Annotated in this window: 16 protein-coding genes; 13 read left to right on the plus strand and 3 right to left on the minus strand. The window is 45.5% G+C overall.

Annotated elements, in window-relative coordinates; genetic code table 11:
* Positions 1–58: 58 nt before the first annotated feature.
* The 9 genes from HRI96_RS05375 (at position 59) to truA (ending at position 8,277) form a co-directional block, all read left to right on the plus strand.
* The gene (locus tag HRI96_RS05375) at positions 59–256 is read left to right on the plus strand and encodes a DNA-directed RNA polymerase subunit omega (protein WP_210118477.1); all 198 of its coding nucleotides are present in this window, start codon (positions 59–61) and stop codon (positions 254–256) included.
* The gene (gene miaA, locus HRI96_RS05380) at positions 240–1,247 is read left to right on the plus strand and encodes a tRNA (adenosine(37)-N6)-dimethylallyltransferase MiaA (RefSeq protein ID WP_210118478.1); all 1,008 of its coding nucleotides are present in this window, start codon (positions 240–242) and stop codon (positions 1,245–1,247) included. Before HRI96_RS05375 ends, miaA begins: the two co-directional genes overlap by 17 nt.
* A 293-nt stretch (positions 1,248–1,540) precedes the next feature.
* On the plus strand, positions 1,541–3,475 hold the full coding sequence (gene dxs / locus HRI96_RS05385) for a 1-deoxy-D-xylulose-5-phosphate synthase (RefSeq protein WP_256729313.1): 1,935 nt from the start codon (positions 1,541–1,543) through the stop codon (positions 3,473–3,475).
* Positions 3,472–4,302: a dihydropteroate synthase gene (gene folP / locus HRI96_RS05390; RefSeq protein WP_210118479.1), complete on the plus strand. Its 831-nt coding sequence runs from the start codon at positions 3,472–3,474 to the stop codon at positions 4,300–4,302. Before dxs ends, folP begins: the two co-directional genes overlap by 4 nt.
* A 10-nt stretch (positions 4,303–4,312) precedes the next feature.
* A complete protein-coding gene (gene cdaA, locus HRI96_RS05395) occupies positions 4,313–5,131 on the plus strand; it encodes a diadenylate cyclase CdaA (protein WP_210118480.1) in 819 nt (272 codons plus the stop codon).
* The gene (locus HRI96_RS05400) at positions 5,106–6,071 is read left to right on the plus strand and encodes a CdaR family protein (protein ID WP_210118481.1); all 966 of its coding nucleotides are present in this window, start codon (positions 5,106–5,108) and stop codon (positions 6,069–6,071) included. Before cdaA ends, HRI96_RS05400 begins: the two co-directional genes overlap by 26 nt.
* Before the next feature lie 21 nt (positions 6,072–6,092).
* Positions 6,093–6,605 carry a holo-ACP synthase gene (gene acpS / locus HRI96_RS05405; RefSeq protein WP_210118482.1) on the plus strand — a complete coding sequence of 171 codons (513 nt, stop codon included), beginning with the start codon at positions 6,093–6,095 and terminating at the stop codon, positions 6,603–6,605.
* Complete coding sequence (locus tag HRI96_RS05410; RefSeq protein ID WP_338064297.1) at positions 6,577–7,479, plus strand: DUF2225 domain-containing protein; 903 nt, start codon at positions 6,577–6,579, stop codon at positions 7,477–7,479. Before acpS ends, HRI96_RS05410 begins: the two co-directional genes overlap by 29 nt.
* Before the next feature lie 3 nt (positions 7,480–7,482).
* Positions 7,483–8,277 (plus strand): tRNA pseudouridine(38-40) synthase TruA, encoded by a 795-nt coding sequence (gene truA / locus HRI96_RS05415; protein ID WP_210118483.1) that lies wholly within the window; start codon positions 7,483–7,485, stop codon positions 8,275–8,277.
* 62 nt (positions 8,278–8,339) lie between these two features.
* Here truA and priA read toward each other — a convergent pair whose 3' ends face one another.
* Both priA and HRI96_RS05425 read right to left on the minus strand, forming a co-directional pair.
* Positions 8,340–10,475, minus strand: a complete 2,136-nt coding sequence (gene priA / locus HRI96_RS05420; protein ID WP_210118484.1) for a replication restart helicase PriA — start codon at positions 10,473–10,475, stop codon at positions 8,340–8,342.
* Positions 10,476–10,488: 13 nt separating this feature from the next.
* A complete protein-coding gene (locus HRI96_RS05425) occupies positions 10,489–11,376 on the minus strand; it encodes a uracil-DNA glycosylase (protein ID WP_210118485.1) in 888 nt (295 codons plus the stop codon).
* Between the two features lie 64 nt (positions 11,377–11,440).
* Here HRI96_RS05425 and HRI96_RS05430 point away from each other — a divergent pair, with 64 nt between their 5' ends.
* Genes HRI96_RS05430 through HRI96_RS05445 form a run of 4 tightly spaced genes read left to right on the plus strand, consistent with a single transcriptional unit; the run spans position 11,441 to position 17,617 of the window.
* Entirely contained in the window at positions 11,441–12,661 is a 1,221-nt protein-coding gene (locus HRI96_RS05430; RefSeq protein WP_210118486.1) for a glycosyltransferase, read from the plus strand.
* 4 nt (positions 12,662–12,665) lie between these two features.
* Complete coding sequence (locus HRI96_RS05435; protein WP_210118487.1) at positions 12,666–14,576, plus strand: hypothetical protein; 1,911 nt, start codon at positions 12,666–12,668, stop codon at positions 14,574–14,576.
* Positions 14,577–14,595: 19 nt separating this feature from the next.
* A complete protein-coding gene (locus tag HRI96_RS05440; protein ID WP_210118488.1) occupies positions 14,596–16,449 on the plus strand; it encodes a hypothetical protein in 1,854 nt (617 codons plus the stop codon).
* Between the two features lie 10 nt (positions 16,450–16,459).
* Entirely contained in the window at positions 16,460–17,617 is a 1,158-nt protein-coding gene (locus HRI96_RS05445) for an MGDG synthase family glycosyltransferase (RefSeq protein WP_210118489.1), read from the plus strand.
* On the opposite strand, the gene thiI is transcribed toward HRI96_RS05445, so the two are convergent.
* Positions 17,614–18,798, minus strand: a complete 1,185-nt coding sequence (gene thiI, locus HRI96_RS05450; RefSeq protein WP_210118630.1) for a tRNA uracil 4-sulfurtransferase ThiI — start codon at positions 18,796–18,798, stop codon at positions 17,614–17,616. The two genes, HRI96_RS05445 and thiI, sit on opposite strands and share 4 nt — an antisense overlap.
* Positions 18,799–19,014 lie beyond the last annotated feature (216 nt).

A 19,014-nucleotide genomic window follows, 5' to 3' on the forward strand; every position in this document is an offset into this window, starting at 1 on the left:
TTGACATGTTCTTTTCGATTTTGTATATTTATACTAGTATACAGGCCGGAGGTGCTTTATGCTTTTCCCTTTAAAAGAACTTGTAAAATTCAGCGGGAATATATATGAAATGACGGTTGCTACAAACCGCCGTGCGTATCAGATGCTTCGCATAAAAGATCCCGTAATAGAAGAAAATGAAGGTAAGGTTGTTTCTTTAGCGGCTCAACAACTGTTTTCAAAGAAGGTCAGCTACAGAATTGATCAGCAGTACTGATAATCGTATTCCCGTTCTTGTAATATTCGGTCCTACGGGGGCCGGAAAGACTGCCTTGTTGCGTTCATTGTTCGCCGCAGGCAGTCCTTATTTTTTTAAAGGAAGATGCGAAGTCGTAAGCGCCGATTCCATGCAAGTTTATAAGGGAATGGACATAGGCACTGCAAAACCCGACAAGGCTTTGCAAAAAGAACTTCTGCATCACTTGATAGATATTTGTCCGCCTTCGGAGCAATTTTCCGCTTCCGAATTCGTAAAAGCCGCCGATCTTTGCTGCCGAGATATTTATAGACGATCGAAAATTCCCGTTGTCGCAGGAGGAAGCGGCTTTTATATAAAAAGTTTTTTATTCGGGATTCCTGCAACCCCCAAAGGAAACCCCTGTGTCAAAAAAATGCTCCGTGAAAGAGCGCTAAAAGAAGGTCTTGCCTCTCTTTATAGGGAACTTGAAACCTGCGATCCTATTACGGCCGCAAAGATACATAAAAATGACGCTTACCGCATCGAAAGAGCTCTGGAGGTTTTTTTGTGTACGGGGAAACCTCTTTCATCCTTTGCCGTGTCCGACGAATTGAGAGCCGGCTTTGACTTTTGTATCATAATACTCGGACGTAGCCGGCGCGAATTATATGAGCGGATCGACAAACGCGTTGATGAAATGTTTGAACAGGGGCTCGTCCGTGAATTTAACGCTCTTGTAGACAAAGGCTATACTGAAGACGATCCTGGAATGGCGGCGATAGGCTACAGGGAACTCATCCGCGAATTTCCCGACGGCGTACCAAGTTTATCTCTGCTTTCGGATGAAACGCTTAAAAAATTGGAAAGTGTCAAAAAATTGATAAAACTGAACAGCCGCCATTATGCAAAAAAACAGTATACCATGATGAAAAATATTCCCGGAGCCGTATTTTGTCCTCTTTCCGAAGGGTCTGAAATTTCTTATTCCGTTTTGCAAAAAATAAAAGATTTTATGAAAACTCATACTTGACGTAAGAACATAAAACTTGCATAATAAATAAAGTTTATAAAAGAACGAAGGAGTTCCATTGTGCCCTGTGGGAAGAAGAGGAAGCGCCAAAAGATGGCGACGCATAAGCGAAAGAAGATGCTTAGAAAAAATCGGCATAAGAACAAGTAGTGTAAGCTGCCGTTTTACGAAAGACCGCGAAGTTGAAAAACTAACGCGGTCTTTTTTTTAAAAGCCGGAAACTTCAACGCAAAGTTCTTCGCGACGAGGTTCCCGAACTGAAACAGGAAACAGGCTGAAGTTTTGACAGCCCGTTGTTTTATAGGAGTTGCAGTACGATACTTTCGAGTATACATTCACCGGACGACGTTAAGCGTCTTTCTAAAAAAGAACTTCCGATTTTAGCTTCCGAAATACGCAAAGAGATCATTGAAGTTGTTGGCAAAAACGGAGGCCATCTTGCAAGCAATCTAGGCGTTGTTGAGCTGACGATAGCCCTTCATCGTTCTTTTAAAAGTCCGTCCGACGCCATCGTATGGGATGTAAGCCATCAGTGTTATGCGCACAAATTACTCACCGGCCGCTATGCGCAGTTTCATACGCTGCGCCGTCATGGAGGTCTTTCGGGTTTTACAAAGAAAAAAGAAAGTCCGCATGATTTTTTTGATAGCGGTCACGCTTCCACGTCCATCTCATGCGCGCTCGGACTTCTTACGGCATGGCAGCATGAAGGGCGCGACGGAAAGGCCGTTGCCGTCATAGGCGACGGGGCTTTGACGGGCGGCATGGCGTTTGAAGCGCTTTCTCACGCCGGACTCATATCAAAGAATCTTATCGTCATCCTTAATGACAACCAGATGTCTATAAACCCGAACACGGGTTCCCTGTCGCGCTATCTCAGCCGTCTTACAGTAACTTCGTCTTATCAAAATTTCAGGCATACGGTCGATCACATTGTAGATAAAATTCCTTATTTTAACAAATACTTGAGCAGAATGATCTTTCGCCTTAAACGCGGAATAAAAGGTATGTTTTTAATGAACAACCTTTTTGTAGACCTAGGTTTTGAATACGTCGGCCCTTTAAACGGGCATGACATAAACGAACTTGAAAAAGTTTTCGACCATGTTAAAAAACTTCCGCGTCCGGTCGTAATTCACGTAGTGACAAAAAAGGGTAAGGGCTTCAGTCCCGCAGAAAACGATCCTGCGCGTTTTCATGGGATAGGTCCGTTGTGCCTTGACGAGGGAAAAGTTGAAAAAATCGACACTACAAGTTTTACCGAAGCTTTCGGCACCGCGATAGTAAACCTTGCCGAAACGCATCCGAATATCGCCGCCGTTACCGCGGCTATGACAAAAGGAACAGGGCTTGAAACCTTTGCGCGCAATTTTAAAAACCGGTTTTTTGATGTGGGAATTGCCGAACAGCATGCGGTTACGTTCGGCGCGGGGCTTGCAGCGGGCGGAATGATACCCGTCATATGCATTTACTCTACATTCATACAGCGTTCCATCGATCAGATCATTCATGACGCGGCATTGCAAAAACTGCATATGATATTTGTGTTTGACAGGGCGGGCGTCGTTCCGGACGACGGTGAAACGCATCAGGGGCTTTTTGATTTGGCCTTGTTACGCCCGATCCCGAATATTTCGATTATGACGCCCGCCGGAGCTTTCGACCTTGAACTGTGCCTTACATGGGCCGTCGACAAGGCTAAAACTCCTGTAGTCATCCGTTACCCTAAACTTTCTTGTCCGTCCGACACGGATGAATTTTCCAACCCGATAGAAGAAGGCAAGGGAATTTTTATTCCGTGCACAAGTTTCGCTCCGACTCTTGCGCCGGCTGAAAACGCGAAGGTTGAAAAAAAAGTCCTTTTAATATGTACCGGAGGATTTTATTCCGAAACTCTTTCGGCCGCCCGTTTGCTTTTGATGAAAGACGTCGTAACTGACATATATGTGCTTCGCTTTATAAAGCCGATCGACACCTACGACATTTGGAGAGTTTGTAAAAATTATGAAGCCGCGGTTATTGCGGAAGACGGGGTAAAAACAGGCGGCGTCGGCGAATACGTTGAAAATTTCCTTTTAAAACAGGGAATGAAAACGGTCAAGGTAAAGGCCTTTCCTGATTGCTTTTTGTCGCAGGGAACGCGTTCTGAAATTTGCAGCGATTCTGGTATGTCGGCCGAAGATATAGCGGCGGCGGCACTTGACTGTCTTTTGGAAGGTAAAAAATGACGGATGATGTAAAAAAACTTTGTCTCTCGGACCGCAGCGTAAGTACCGAAAACGCCGCGTTTGTAATGGGAATTGTAAACGCTACGAGCGATTCTTTTTGGGAAGGAAGCCGCGGAGGAATAGACAGGGCTCTTAGCTTGATTGACGAGGGCGCGGACATACTTGACATAGGCGGAGAATCGACGCGGCCGGGATCGGAATATGTTGACGCGGATGAAGAGATAAAACGCATAGTCCCTCTGATCGAACACATAAGGCGCTTTTCCGATATTCCGATTTCTGTGGATACGAGAAAGTCCGAAGTGATGAAGGCGGCGTTTTCCGCCGGAGCGGATATGTTGAACGACGTTTCCGCATTGGAAGACGATGAAGAACTGGCGGGTTTTGTCGCTTCCGTTAAAATTCCTTTGATACTGATGCACAAAAAAGGCGATCCTGCTATAATGCAAAAAGGGTCGATACACTATGACGACGTTACCGCCGAAGTTAGCGCATACTTGACTTCGCGCGCCGAATATGCGATACAGGCGGGAATATCTTCAAAAAAAATCATAATAGATCCCGGCATAGGTTTCGGAAAGGATCTTGAAGCTAACATTGCGCTCATAAAAAATTGCGGAAAACTTTGTGACGGCAGATACCCTGTCCTTATGGCGCTTTCGCGAAAGAGCTGTATAGGGCAAATTACGGGAAGATCCGTAGAAGATCGCCTTTTCGGAACGATTGCCGCCGACGTTATCGCCGTGCTTGCAGGCGCTTTTATGATCCGTGTACACGACGTCGCCGCTGCGGTCGACTCAATGAAAATACTGAAAACTCTTGAATAGGGAAAAAAAAGTGAATATATTTGACGATCTTTCCAAGTTGTATGATTTTATTCGCCCGTTTTTTGATATAGGGATTATCGCTTTCCTTTTGTATAAGGCTTATGCCGTTATGCGTAAGACTAACAGCGTTCAGATTATCCGTTCCGCCGTTATTATTGCTTTCGCTTATGCGGCGGCCTTGCTTTTTAAGCTCTCCACGCTGCAATGGATTTTAAATATACTTGCTCAAGGAATTCTGATCTGTTTTGCCATTGTCTTTCAGCCCGAACTTCGTAAAATCTTTCTTAAAATAGGGCAGGTAAACTGGTTTGCATTCCGTAACCGCACAAAACATTCGTATGTGGATGCCGTTCTCATAGCCGCCGATCAGCTTTCAAAACTGAAGCGCGGTATGCTCGTCGTGTTTACCAGGCGCACAAAACTTGACGATATCATTGAAACCGGAACAAAGCTTAACGCCGACCTTTCGTCGAGTCTGCTTCTTACGATTTTTGCGTTCAACACCACAATGCACGACGGAGCGTGTGTGATTCAGGGAGGCAAGGTTATAGCCGCAGGATGTTTTTTGCCTTTGAGCGAACAATATGACATTAAAAAAACGTTCGGAACGCGGCACCGCGCGGCGTTAGGCATTTCAGAGGCCACGGACGCCGTAGTCCTGGTTGTTTCAGAAGAATCCGGCGCGATAAGTTTGGCGTATGAATCCCGTCTTCATTACGATCTTAATTCGGACGAACTTATGCAGAGACTTGAGACGCTTCTCGAACTTAAAACCGAAGATTATACGATAGAGGATACGATAGATGAAAATACAACCGATAATCGATAAGCTCTTTGAAAACTGGCCTGTAAAAGTTTTTTGTGTTGTGATCGCCCTGCTGCTGTATTTCTTTTTTAATGTTTCACGCCTGGACAGCAAAGCATTTCCAATAGAACTTGACGTGGTTTCCGACGGGCAAATGATGCCCGTAAGCTCGTATCAAAAACATGTACGCGTAGTCGTTCGTGCGAATGCCGAAGATATTGCCTCCGTTACCGCTAAAGATATTTCAGCCGTCGTAAATCTGGAACAATATACCAAATCCGGCGATTACGATATTCCCGTAGTTCTTAATCTTTCAAAGGAAATTCTTTTGATCGATCCGCTTGAAGTCCGCGTTATACCGGACGTAATACACATGCGCATTGAAGATAAGATACTGGAATATAAGGATGTTCAAATTTCCTTTGCCGAAGAAATTCCTCACGGTTATGAGATAGTTTCATATTCTGTAAATCCGAGTTCGCTGCGCGTTACCGGTTCCCGTTCCGCCGTAGAGCAGACGACAAAACTTTTTACGGATAAAATTCCTTTGGCCGACCGCACGGAAAGTTTTTCTTCACAAGTTTCTATAGCGACAGTTAATTCTCTTATTTCCGTTGAAAATAACGCAAAGGTTGTCGTGTCAGTTACGATACAGCCTATAATGACGACGGCCGAATACAAGGATAAAGCCGTCTCTTTTGTGTATTTGAATCCGGATTTAAAAATCGCTTCCGGAGGCGATCCTGTTTCTTTTAGCGTGTCGGGAGATCTTTTGCATGTGGAAAAGCTTACGGAAAATTCGTTCGTAGTTCAAGCCGATTGCAGCAGCATAAAATCTCCTGGAGAATATGAAATCAGTCTGAATTATATTCTTCCTGAAAACGTTACGCTTTTGCAAAATTCCGCCGAGAGCGTTAAGATAACGGTGGTAAATGCTTCATCGCATGCCGATTCAGAAAATTAACAAAAATTTGAAAATTGTGTTATGATTTACGGGATAGGCGTTGACATAGTTAAAATCGACCGCATGAAAAACTGGCTCAAAGATCCTCACTTGATTTCAAGGTTTTTTTGCGATGAAGAAATGCATAGCGGGGATAAAGAATTTCACGGTGTAAAAAATTTTTCTTCAGACGGGAATTCTTCCGGCGGTGAAAAATCACATAGAAGCGGGGAGGGCTGCGCGAGTAAAGATGGCGATCTGCGCAGTGAAAATTATTTATGCCGGTATTATGCGGTGCGCTTTGCGGCAAAGGAAGCTTTTTCAAAGGCTTTGGGAACAGGTATAACGGGGTTCGCTCTCAAAGACGTATTTATTAAAAAAAATGAAGAAGGCAAACCTTTTCTTTGTGTGCGGGGCAAGGCCTTGGATTTGTTAAAAAAAAGATGCAAAAACGCCGAGATTTTTGTAACGCTGAGTCACGAAGCGGATTATGCCGTCGCATTTGTTGTGATTGAAAAACGGAGGAATGATGATTCGGTCCAAAAGCAAGCCTAAGGTTCAAAAAAAAGCCGTCATATCTTATTGGACAAAACAAAAATGCCTGTGTCCCGTCTGTACTAGAGAATTTGCTCATGAAGAAATGTTTACCGGCAACGGCAGAATGATCGCAGGAGCACTTACCGATGAGCTGCACCGTATTTTTGAACCGTCCGCTCGATTTGGCAAAGTGTATCCGCTTATTTATGCCGTGGGTGCGTGCCCGCACTGCCATACTGCGATGTTTTGGGACGATTTTACAAAGCTCACTGACAAAGAGACTATAAACCGCATTTACGACGACGAAGAAACACGCGTGGAACAGGTAAATAAGGTGTTCCCGTATTTTAATTTGGAACACGAGCGCAGTTTGTACGACGGCGCCGCCATGTATTATCTTGCTCTTCTAACTTATGAAAAGATGAATGTGGCCTATGTTCCTACGATAAAACAGGCGATAATTTCTCTTAGGCTTTCGTGGCTTTGCAGGGATCTCGAGCTTGCCGTTCCGGGGCATAATTTTGAAGTTATGGCTGAAGTGTTCGTGAGAAAGGCGGTCTTCTTTTACCAGCAGGCCGTTATAAACGAGTCTGCGCGGGTTGAACAGAGTTCTTCGATTTCGAATTTCGGTCCGGACATAGACAAAAATTACGGCTGGGACGGCGTTATTTATCTGTGCGGCCAGCTTGAATACAAATACGGTCAAAAAGAAGATCACGAATTACGCTTAAAAAAACTCAACGAATACAAGATTGCCATAGCGAGAATTTTCGGACTGGGAAAATCGTCAAAAAACAAACCCGGGCCGCTGCTTGAAAATTCGCGTACGCTTTACGACAATATGACAAAGGAACTTGAAGACAGTACGAATATTTCGGTCGGAGATTTATAAGATTTGAGAAACATCCTTCTTACGATCTCTTACGACGGGACGAACTTTTGCGGATGGCAGCGGCAGGATCACTCGGCAAATCTGAAGCCCGTCCGCACCGTTCAATCTGAAATTGAAGCCGCGCTTGAAAAACTTCACACAAGCCGCCGTATCATACTTCACGGTTCGGGACGTACGGACAGCGGGGTGCACGCCGCCGCACAGGCTGCAAATTTTTTTTCACCCATCGATTCAATTCCGGTAAACAATTATATTCCCGCATTAAATGCGATGCTCCCGCATGACGTAAGGATCATCGGCGCGCGTGAAGTTCATGAGAATTTTGACGCCCGCTTTAGCGCGACAAGCCGGGTTTATCGCTATTATATTGCGGAAGAAGAAATTCCTCTTGCAAATCAAATGCCTTATGTGTGGTTCATTCACAGAAAGCCCGATATTTCAGCTTTAAATGAAATGGCCGCCTGTCTTTTGGGAGAAACCGATTACGCCGCCTTTGCCGCATCCGGCGATAAAAGCGTTTCTACGAAGCGTTATGTGGAAAGGGCGGCGTTTTCTTATTCTTCGGCTTTTCCTTCCGGAAATTTTCTTATGTTTGAAATCGAAGCTAACGCTTTTTTGTGGAAGATGGTTCGTTCGATAGTCGGTACTTTGATCGAATTTGAACGTGACGGAAAAGACGCTTTGTTTTTAAAAAAAGTTCTTGAATCCGGAGACAGAAGCATGGCCGGCGTAACCGCGCCTTCGCGGGGACTCTTCCTTTGGCAGATAAAATTTGACGGCGTTCGGCGCCATGTGTGACTCTGTGTTAGGCGGCGCGCTTATATAGCGGCTAACTCATAAGCCCCTCTCAGTCTAATAGTCTAAAGAAGGTTTACGGGATCTACGTCCGCTTCGATGTAGACTTCCTGAGGACGTTTAAAATCGTTTAACAGATGAGAAGCGAGTTTTTGAAGGGAGGATATGTTTTTACCTTTAAGCAATATCTGATACCGGTAGTTCATCGCGATCTTTTCAATGGGACACTCCGACGGGCCGAGTATTTGCGCCTGATCGCCGTGTCTTCCGGAAAGATCTGCGATCGAATTTTCAAGTATGGAAAACGCCTCTTCGGAAGCGTTTTCCGCGCTTGTTTTTGAAGGCGATCTGAACACAAGTCTTATCAATCTTGAATAAGGAGGAAAGCCCAAGGCTTTGCGGATTTCCAGCTCTTCAAGGTAGAATTTTTCGATATTCCCGTTTACCGCGTGATATATCGGAGCGCGGTCGGGATTATAGGTTTGCACAATCACCTTGCCGTCGGGCGAAAAACGGCCTGCGCGTCCGGCTACCTGCGTTATCAATGAAAAAACTCTTTCCGACGCGCGGAAATCCGGCAGGTGAAGTCCCGTATCGGCTAAAACAATGCCCACAAGCTGAAGGTTCAAAAAATTTAGTCCCTTTGCGACCATCTGAGTGCCGAGCATAATGTCGAAATCGCCGTTTTTAAAAGCCGTAAGTTTTTCCTGTAATTCTCCCTTTTTTGTAAGGCTGTCGGTGTCTACGCGGACAATACGCGCAGCCGGAAATTTTGCCCTCACTTCGGCTTCGATAAATTCGGTTCCGAAGCCCGAATAACCTACGTCAAACGAAGAACATCTGGGGCATTCCCCGGGAACTTCCGTAGACCACCCGCAGTAATGGCACATGAGACGGTTTTCATTTTTGTGATAAGTGAGAGGAACCGAACAGTTTTTGCATATCATTTCATAGCCGCAGCTTTGGCAGCGGAAAAAATGTGTAAAGCCGCGTCTGTTAAGAAAGAGTATTACTTGACGCTTGTTTTCTATTGTGGAACGTATTTCTTCTGCGAGTTCATTTGAAATGCAGCCGCTTATCTTTTGTTTGCTTAAATCCACGCAGCGGATGTCCGGCATGTCGCCTCCGGCGAGCCGCTTAGTAAGAACGTGCCGCCTTATGGCGCCGGTCTGCATAAGGTGCCACGCTTCCACGGACGGCGTTGCGCTTCCCATAACCAAAGGGATAGATAATCTTGTCGATCGGAACATTGCCGCCTGTCGCGCGTGATAGCGCGGCGTCGTTCCCGATTTATAAGAAGCGTCGTGTTCTTCATCGATTATTATGATCCCGAGATCCGGAACAGGCGCAAAGACCGCGCTTCTGGCTCCTATGACGATTCGCGCTTGCTTATTCAGTATGCGGCGCCATTCGCTGAGTTTTTGACTCGGAGTAAGCCCTGAATGCAAAACCGCAACCGTGCCGCCGAAACGCTGAGATACGGCTTCTATCACTTGATGCGTCAAGCCTATTTCCGGAACCAAATATATTACGCCCTTTTTTTGATTTAGAATTTTTTCGGCCGCTTGAAGAAAAACTTCCGTTTTCCCCGAGCCGGTCTTTCCGTATAAATAGTGAAATTTGTCCGGAACTCCGTATGTTTTGTCCTTTTTTTCCGTAAAAATACCTTCTACGGCAGCGCTTTGCTCTTCGGACAGCCGCCTCGGGCTTGTGTCGGGAATTTCTTCGGCGTATGAAAAGCCTCCTGCATCGCTTTCCCGTTTTCCGGTAGGGAGCATTGCGGCTATGGCTTCTCCCAGCGAGCAAAGATAATATTTTGACATCCAAAGAGCGAGCGACAAAAGTTCTTCGCCGAAAAGCGCCTGATCGTCAAGTATTCTTATGACGGGTTTTATCTTATCTTCTTCGACCGGACAATTTTGCGGAAGTTTTTCGTGGACGGCGACGATGAACCCCGTGGTCTTTCTGCTGCCGAATCGAATTTCGGCTCTTTTTCCGACTTCAGGGATTCCTTTGGCGGATTTTTTTTTTGCGGAAGGCATATTTGCTGCAGAAAGAGCCGCCGCAACAGAAGGCGAACTGGCTGCGGAAGCCGAGTCGGAAGACTCTCTCTTTGCCGAAGAATCGTCGGCGCCTTCTTGAAACGAGTATGTGAATGTCTGATTTATAGGCACATTTACGGCAATATCAAGGTAAAGCATTTACATTGCCTCTTTACTGTACGGACGGTGAGAAAAACGCGTCCGTATAATTTTCATAGCCGGGAACGAGAGATTGAAGCTTGTCTCTGAACATTTTTAGGTCTTCCCACGCAGGGCGCTTGAGATCTTCGTTTCTTAAGAGGGCGCTGGGGTGGTATGTGCATAATACGGGAATACCGTTGAGATCGTGAAACGTGTTTCTGAGGCGGCCTATGCCGGTTTCCGTTCTAAGCAAATTTTGAGAAGCTATGCGCCCGACGGCTAGGATCATCGCGGGTTTGAGAGTTGTGATCTGCGCTTCCAAAAACGCCCTGCATGCTTCCGCTTCTTCAGGCTTAGGATCGCGGTTATTAGGCGGTCTGCATTTTACGATGTTCGCAATAAAACAGTTTTTTTTGCGGTCGAGCGCGATCGATAAAAGCATTTTGTCCAAAAGCTTTCCCGCAGGTCCTACGAAGGGTCTGCCCGTGGCGTCTTCGTCTGCGCCGGGGCCTTCGCCTACTACAAGCACAACTGGATGTAAGACTCCTTCTCCCGGAACCGTATTTTTTCTGGTAGAGCTTAAAGCGCAACGCAAACATTCGGAAATTTTTTTTGAAACGGATTCTACAGATCCTGCGGCAAACTGCCCTGGCGGAGCATTTTTTTCGGCCGCAGTATCTTTTTCACCTGCGATGAATTGTCCCGCCGATGTGTTTTTTTCGGCCGCAGTATTTTTTCCCGCGGCGTTTTCACCCGCAAATTGTCCTGATTGTCCGTTTTTTTCACCCGAAGCGAAATCTTCAATATCGTCATAAAAAACCGGAGGTTCGGCCGGAAAGTCGGGAGATCCGAATCCGTAAATATGGTCGGAGGCTGTTTTTATAAGCGTGTAAATAATATTTTTGTCGGAGGACTTCATCTGTGGTTTTAAGGATAGCATATTGCTTGCCGTTCGTGCAACAATGCTGTAGTATTTAGAAAATATGAATATTGCGATGTTTACCGACGCTTATCTTCCGAGAATCAATGGTGTCGCGATTTCCGTTCATTCTTATGCGCTTGAATTGACCAATCTGGGGCACAACGTATGCGTGGTATGTCTTGAATATTCGGAAGAGCAGCAAAAAAGCGCGCTGTTTGACGAAAAGGCGGAGGATTTAAAAACTCCGTTTAAGATAGTTCGAATTCCTTCTACAAGTTTGATCTGGTCAAAAGAAGACCGCGTCGCAAGATTCGACAAATGGATATTTTTAAAAAAGGCCATGGATAAATTCCGCCCGGATATAATCCACATAAATTCCGAATGGGTCGTGGGATATTTCGGAGAGATATACGCCCTTCACAGGCGCATCCCTTATGTTTTCACTTTTCACACTTTGTGGGAAGATTATCTTTACAACTATGTTTCTTTTTTGCCCGAAGCTTCCACGAGAAAAATCGGAAGGGAAATAGTCAAATTCTACCTTAAGCGGGCTACCGTCATAATCGCGCCTACCCAGCGGATCGCCGATGTAGTAAAAGAATACGGCGTAGACAGAGAAGTTGAGCTTTTGCCCACGGGAATTCCCGACTGGATATTTAAATACAGTTTTGAAAGAGATATTAAAATACATTCGCAGATTTTTTCCACTTATCCTTCGATTGCGGATAAAAAAGTCCTTTTATATGTGGGAAGGGTGGTAAAAGAAAAAAATCTTGCATTTTTACTGAACGTGTTTGAACTTGTAAAGCAAAAGGAAGACAAGACGGCTTTAATGTTTGTGGGAGACGGTCCTTACCTTGAAGAATTAAAACAGCTCGCGACGGAACGGGGTTTCGGGGACGACGTGATCTTTACAGGTTATGCGGCGCGCACGGATCTGCTTTATTATTACAAACACGCTTCGGTTTTCGTGTTTCCGAGCCTTACCGACACTCAGGGGCTTGTTACCGTAGAAGCCATGATGAACGGTTTACCCGTAGTGGCCATAGGCGAAATGGGAACGCTCGACGTGATGCAGGGAGACAACGGCGGATTTATGGTCAAAAACGACGCGGAAGAATTTGCCGCGCGGGTATGCGATCTTATCGAAAATCCCTATTTGCGCAGAAAAAAATCGGCGGAAGCGCTGGAATGGGCTAAAAAGTGGTCTATGGGCGCTCTCGTAAAGGATTTGGTTCTGTGCTATGAAAAGGCCATAAACTTAAAAAAAGAGGAAAGATAAAAACATGTGCGGTAATGATTGCGGCATAAGCGGAATTCGGTGCGCTATACAAGGCGTGATAAGTAAGCTTGAAATTTTACTGAAAATAAAACCGTCGTTTAAAAATAAACTTTTTTTCTGTACGCTCCCGCTCTGTTTTTTTACCTTTCATTTTGCGGCCGAAGAGATGGCGGAATGTATGATCCCCGCCGAACTGCCGCCGCAGAGCCGCTCTGTTTCCCGCCGGTCAGAGCTCCGCCGCGGAGAAAACGAGCTTGTCGCGCCGAATTCGTGGGTTTACGACGCCCTTACCGCCGTTGCGCTTGAAAGCGGCATAGTTCAGTTTACGGACAATACGCCTCTTACGATCGCTGAAATAAAATCGTATCTGCATGAAATCGATCCTGATTCTTTAAGTCCCTCCGGACGAAATCAGTACGCTATGATCCGAGAGTATTTTTCAAAAAAATATCTTTCGTTCGATTCGGACGTTTTATCGCTCGGAATAGACCCTTCGATAAATCCTCAATCGTATTACAAATCGAACGACGACATAGATTGGGTATACGATCGTTACAAAAGAAAGCCTTTTATAGACGTTCCCGTCATACTTTCGGTAAGCGATTACGCGACAATGTTTATGGATCTTTATCTGGGGCAAAATCAATGCGCTATGGAACATCCGGACAATTATTTTAACGCGCCCTTATCCGCCGATTATTTTGACATAAATTTTCCGCACACGGCGTACGGTTCTACCGGATTTAAATTTACGGATTTTTCAGGATTGAGTTTTCAGCTTGGGATGGGCGGAACTTCGATCGGCCGCACGCAGACGGGCAGCATAATATATTCCGACTTTATGACGCAGGCTTCTTACGCTCAGCTTTCGTTTTATTCCCCGAATTTTAAGTACACGATGCTTGTCACGCAGCTTAACGTCGACAAATACATGTATTCCCATCGTTTGGAATTCAGATTTTTTAAAAAACTTACCGTTTCGGTTATGGAATCTACATTGACAAACGCCGAAATGGAATTGCGCTATTTTAATCCTCTTACGGTTTTTCACGGAGCCGCCCCTTGGCGCGATTATACGGCGTCAAGCGCGGACAGTGAAGATTCCCATAACTGTGAATTCCTGGGGATTTCAGTTCAGTACACGCCGGTAAAAAATGTCCGCCTTTACGGACTTTTTGCAATGAACCAGTTCCAGACCGCATATGAAACTTCCAACTATCCCGACGATAACACGCCCAATTCGATGGGAGGCCAGCTGGGCTTTGAATCTTTTATTCCGTCGGGCGTCGGGCGCTTTCATTTCGGCGTAGAAGGATATTACGCCAATCCGTATCTGTACATAAAACAGAGCCCGGACTGGTCGCTGTGCCGGACTTACGAGGAAAACATAGGCGATAAAAACCCGTTTTACGAGTGGGTGGGTTCTCCGTTCGGACCGGACGCTATCGCATGCAGCCTAACGTTAGGGTATGAAAATACTGGTCTCAGACGGAACGCCGATATGAGGTCGGCAGATTCGCTTGAAGCTTCGGATTCCGGCGGAAAAAGAATAAACCGATGGTCGGTCAACTTGACATACCTTTATCTGTGTCAGGGAGAAAATTCCGGAACGAGGGTTTTTCATAACGACGGCTTTAAATGGGGCGGAACCGACGTCTATTTTGACATGGCCGACAAGGATAAATGGGCGTATCCTACCGACGGCAACGGCCGCAATAAGTATGCTGTCGCCCCTACTGGAACTCCCCAATATACAAACCGCCTGAGTTTGCGCGGAACTTGGGATGTTTGCGACAATCTTTCTTTTACTCTTGTACCGTCTTATGTTATAATTTTCAACAACGGTAATAAGACAGGCAAAACCGACAAAGGCGTTGAAATAGCCTTCGCCGTAAAATGGTCGATTATAAGATAAAACCGGAGTTTACATACAGATGAATAAAAAAGTATTCGCTTCTCTTTTTTTTATGTTTACGGCGTTAGTCGCCTTTGCTCACTTAAGCGTAGATCCGCAGGACGAGTTTTATACTCATGCGCAGAGTTGGGAACTTAAAGGATATGTAGAAAAACTTCCGCAACTGCGCCCGTATCCTCTTAATGTCATAAAAAACATACTGTCGCAGGTAATTGAAAAGGGAAGCGGCAGAGATTGTGAAATCGCAAAAGAATACTACGAGCGGGTGACGGGGCGCCCGTGGCACATCGTAATTGCCGGCGGAGTACGAAACGAGATCGAATATGACAATTATTCGGGAAAGACCGTAACCCGCCAGTATAACGGCGGCCCGCGCGTCATCGGCGACCTTATGATTTCCCCGATCGTTTCCGTAGGATACGACTTAGGCATTTATTCCGTAAACGAAGACGACGTCGACGTAATGCCCGTTTTTTCCCGTTCGGAAAACGACACCGTCGCGGATTCCACTGAAATAGGGCCGTTCAGATTGAACATAGACATGAACTCGAATGTCGCCGTAGGGACTGAAAGAGTTTATGTTCAGGCGGGAATAAACAGGAGCGGTTTCGGGCCGTTTTTAAACGACGACCTTGCCTTAAGCGACAACGCTTTTCACGCTCCGTCATTCGCGTTTTACTACGACGGCGGTGCATGGTCTTATTCCCATATAATTCAATCCGTCGGCGCTTCTTTAAATAACGGGGAAGATCTTATGGCGTCTTCTCAAGTAAACAAATTTTTTGCTCTTCATTCCATAAGGGTAAATCCGTTAAAAACGCTTTCAATTTCGTATTATGAATCTACCGTGTTCGGCAAACGCTTTGACATCGCTTACATGGTTCCCGCTCCGTTTATGGCGATCCAAGGCATAGGCGATTCGAACGACAACAGTCAGATGGGACTTCTCATAGAATATTCTCCCGTTCGGGGACTGAAATGGTCTTCCAATTTTTTTGCGGACGACCTTCCCCTTAACGATATTATGAAATTGAAGTTCGACACAAAGATAAGGGTCGGAATAGAAAGCGGTATTCAATACTCTCCGACAGACACTGCGCTCGAACTTATGAATTTGAACTATACGATCGTTGCGCCGTACACATACGCTCATTGGAGTTACGACGAGGACGGAAAAAGTTTTACCGATACGAGCTATAATTATTTTAATTATATGAACCGCGGAATTGCGATCGGCATATCTTTACCGCCTAATTCAGACAGAATCGGTTTTTCGGCTAAGTTTAGGCCTGCAAAGAATTTTAACGTTACCGTGCGCTCGAATTTTATGCGTCATGCGAACGCCTATGAATCTTTAGACTCGGAAGAAGCGGAAAAAATTTATTTGGCTAACTATTATTCCCACAGAGACGGTGTTTTTTATGTGAAAAAGAGCGACGGAACGCCTATAACCCAAGCGGCTTATGATGCGCCGGGTTTTCCTGACAAAAACGACTATATCAGGATCGATACTGAAAGAGGGGACGTCTATTCCACAAATTCTTCCGCCTTTTCTCAGCAGAAACTGATCGGCGACGACGTACATGTGGACACCGCGTGGGACCACCTTAATCTTTTAAACCAGGGACACGTGATGACCGTGATACAGGCGGGTCTTGACATGTCTTATACGCTTTCGCGCATGAAATCGGGAGTTTTTACGTTTAACTTCGGCTGGACGTGGGAATACATAATAAATAACGGCGTGCAGAACGCCATTTACAGCGGAAGTTCGGGGGGCGGAAACTACAGGACTGCTAAAGCAGCGTGGGAAAATCAGCTTTACGATTCCATTAACAATTATCTGTCTTTTTCAGTAAAATTAGTTTATTAAAAAGAAAGCTGTGCAAAGAAAATTTGTTTTTTTGTATTTAAATACCGGAAGCGGACACATAAGCGCCGCAAAAACCCTAAAAAATGCGCTTGAAAACGAATACCCCGGCACGGAAGTGCATTTGCTGCACGGCTTCGGCGAAGGGCGCAATCTGGGCAAACTTATCTTTGAAAAAATATACGCTTTGGCCTGTAACTATATCCCCGGTCTTTATCCTTTAATCTACGATACCGCGCAGCATCGTTTTGTACAATCTTTGTATGTGGCGGGGCTTTCCGTGCGCGTCCCCAAAAGGCTACGCCGGTTTATACTTAAAAACCGTATTACAGACGTTATTTCTTTTCACTTTGCGCTTACGCCTCCGCTTGTCAAAGTTTTAAAATATATTCCGTGGAAAGTAAACGTTTCTGAGGTCGTTACCGATCCTTTTAACGGAACGCACGCATGGTTTTACGAACGGGAAAGCCGTTTTTTAGTCTATTCCGAACGGATGAAGGAAGAAGCCGTAACGGAGTGCGGCGTAAAACCTTCTCACATAAAGCTTATACCGTTTTTGTCGGATCCTAAATTTAAAAAAAAACTTTCGGAAGCGGAATTGACTGAACTTTTCATAAAGCACGGATTTACTCCCGGTAAAAAAATTGTCCTGTTTGCCGGCGGAGGCGAAGGGCTTGCAGGCATATTAAAGATAATAAATCGCTGTATTTTGCATTCCGCGAACTTTGCGATTGCCGTGGTTTGCGGACGCGACGCTGCGGGCAAAAAAAAGCTTGAAGCTATTTCGAAAAAAAACCCTTCGCTCAGTCTTCACGTTTTCGGTTTTGTGGATTTTATGGACGAACTTGTGAAAATTTGCAGCTGTGCGGTTATAAAGGCCGGCCCTGCCACATTGATGGAAGTTCTGCAATGCAAAAAACCTGTGATAATATGCCGCTACATACACAATCAGGAGCTTGAAAACGTGCGTTACGTGGTAAAAAACAAACTCGGGTGGTTCATAAGCGACCCGGATAAAATTTTCGATAAGATAAACGAAGTACTTACGGACGAAAGCCTTGCGCGAAAGACGTCCCGGCGCTTTGATGATGTAAAGATCGACACGGACGTTTTAAAAGCCGCCGGAATTGTTTACGAAAATGAGTGGGCCGACGAAACGAGCGCCTTTTAGAAATTCTTTTCGACTATATTCCTTACGTGATATTTTTTTATTACGCGGTTTTCTACGGCTTTTTTAATTAAGTCGTCTACTTCAAGCGAATCGTAAATTTTTTTTGCGTCTTCGACGCTTCCTCGTAACACAGGGTGGCGCGGAGAAAAAAGCACGCAGCAGTCTTCGTATGGTAGAATCGAGGTTTCATAAGTTCCTATAAAATTTGCGTCCTCGATTATTTCTTCTTTGTCCATTCCGACTAGCGGTCGTAAAAGCTGAATGGAACAGGCGTCTTCCGTCACGCTCATGTTTTCTATAGTCTGGCTTGCCACCTGCCCCAGGCTTTCGCCGGTTATAACGCACTGAGCTTTTATAAGGCCGGATATTATATTTACCGCCTTCATCATACAGACGCGAAGCATCAGCGTCGTCCATTCTTTGGGCGCTTTTTCTTTTATTTTCATCTGAACTTCGGTAAAAGGGATTATATGAAGGTGGTTTACAATGCCGTATTGTGCAATTTTTTCCGCAAGAACCTCTACCTTGTTCTGAGCCTCTTCGGACGTATAGGGATAAGAATGGAAGTAAGCGGAATCTACGAACATTCCGCGGCGGATCATGCGGTATCCGGCTACGGGAGAATCCAAGCCGCCTGAGAGCAAAAGAAGTCCGTGGCCGCTTGAACCCACGGGAAGTCCGCGGCAGCCCCTTTTTTGATCCGCATAAACGAAGCATCTCTCACGTATTTCAATGTTTATGACGACGTCGGGTTTATGAACGTTTACTTTAAGAAGTTTTCCGTCAATGTCGGCGGCGGCCCGGCAATTTACTTCATATGAAGTTAAGGGAAAATTTTTATCGGCGCGCCTTGTTTCAAGTTTAAATGTTTCGGCTCCGTTTTGTTTTGCTGATACGGCTTGTTCAAGGACGGCTTTCTTTATTGATTCCATGTCTTTTTCACATACGCTTGCCTTTGCCCAGCCGGTAATCCCTATAAGGCGGCTGAGCGTGAACTCTACGGCTTTTTCGCCGTATTCGTCGGTTTCAATATAAAGCCGTCCCGCGATGAGTGAAACTTTTGCGTTTACCGTTTCAAGATAGAGGCGTGCGTTATTTACAAGGCGGCGCTCGAATTCCTTTAAATTCGATTTTTTCAGAGTCAGTTCGCCGAGCTTTGCCAGATACGTCATGTGCGGCAGTATAGCCTAAAGTTTTTTTTACGGCAAGCAAACGAGCTGCGCGGATACCGGCGCAAAAGTCTGCAAGCAAAGTTTGGCATGATTGGCGGCGGCCGGCGGGGTACTTAGCTTTTGTCCGCGACCGGCGATTGCAGCGAGCAAGCGTCCCGCGATGTTATGCAGCGTCCCGCGTGAATGTCCTGCGCGGGCGGCAATGCGTTAGGTTCTGCGTCAAAT

The organism is Treponema parvum (assembly GCF_017893945.1).
Classification (GTDB): Bacteria; Spirochaetota; Spirochaetia; order Treponematales; family Treponemataceae; genus Treponema_D; species Treponema_D parvum_A.

Bases quoted from the DNA above. Each gene is read 5' to 3' on its own strand.
- HRI96_RS05375 (WP_210118477.1), top strand. From the start codon at position 59: ATGCTTTTCCCTTTAAAAGAACTTGTAAAATTCAGCGGGAATATATAT.
- folP (WP_210118479.1), top strand. From the start codon at position 3,472: ATGACGGATGATGTAAAAAAACTTTGTCTCTCGGACCGCAGCGTAAGT.
- HRI96_RS05400 (WP_210118481.1), top strand. From the start codon at position 5,106: ATGAAAATACAACCGATAATCGATAAGCTCTTTGAAAACTGGCCTGTA.
- acpS (WP_210118482.1), top strand. From the start codon at position 6,093: ATGATTTACGGGATAGGCGTTGACATAGTTAAAATCGACCGCATGAAA.
- HRI96_RS05410 (WP_338064297.1), top strand. From the start codon at position 6,577: ATGATGATTCGGTCCAAAAGCAAGCCTAAGGTTCAAAAAAAAGCCGTC.
- priA (WP_210118484.1), bottom strand. From the start codon at position 10,475: ATGCTTTACCTTGATATTGCCGTAAATGTGCCTATAAATCAGACATTC.
- HRI96_RS05425 (WP_210118485.1), bottom strand. From the start codon at position 11,376: ATGAAGTCCTCCGACAAAAATATTATTTACACGCTTATAAAAACAGCC.
- HRI96_RS05430 (WP_210118486.1), top strand. From the start codon at position 11,441: ATGAATATTGCGATGTTTACCGACGCTTATCTTCCGAGAATCAATGGT.
- HRI96_RS05435 (WP_210118487.1), top strand. From the start codon at position 12,666: ATGTGCGGTAATGATTGCGGCATAAGCGGAATTCGGTGCGCTATACAA.
- HRI96_RS05440 (WP_210118488.1), top strand. From the start codon at position 14,596: ATGAATAAAAAAGTATTCGCTTCTCTTTTTTTTATGTTTACGGCGTTA.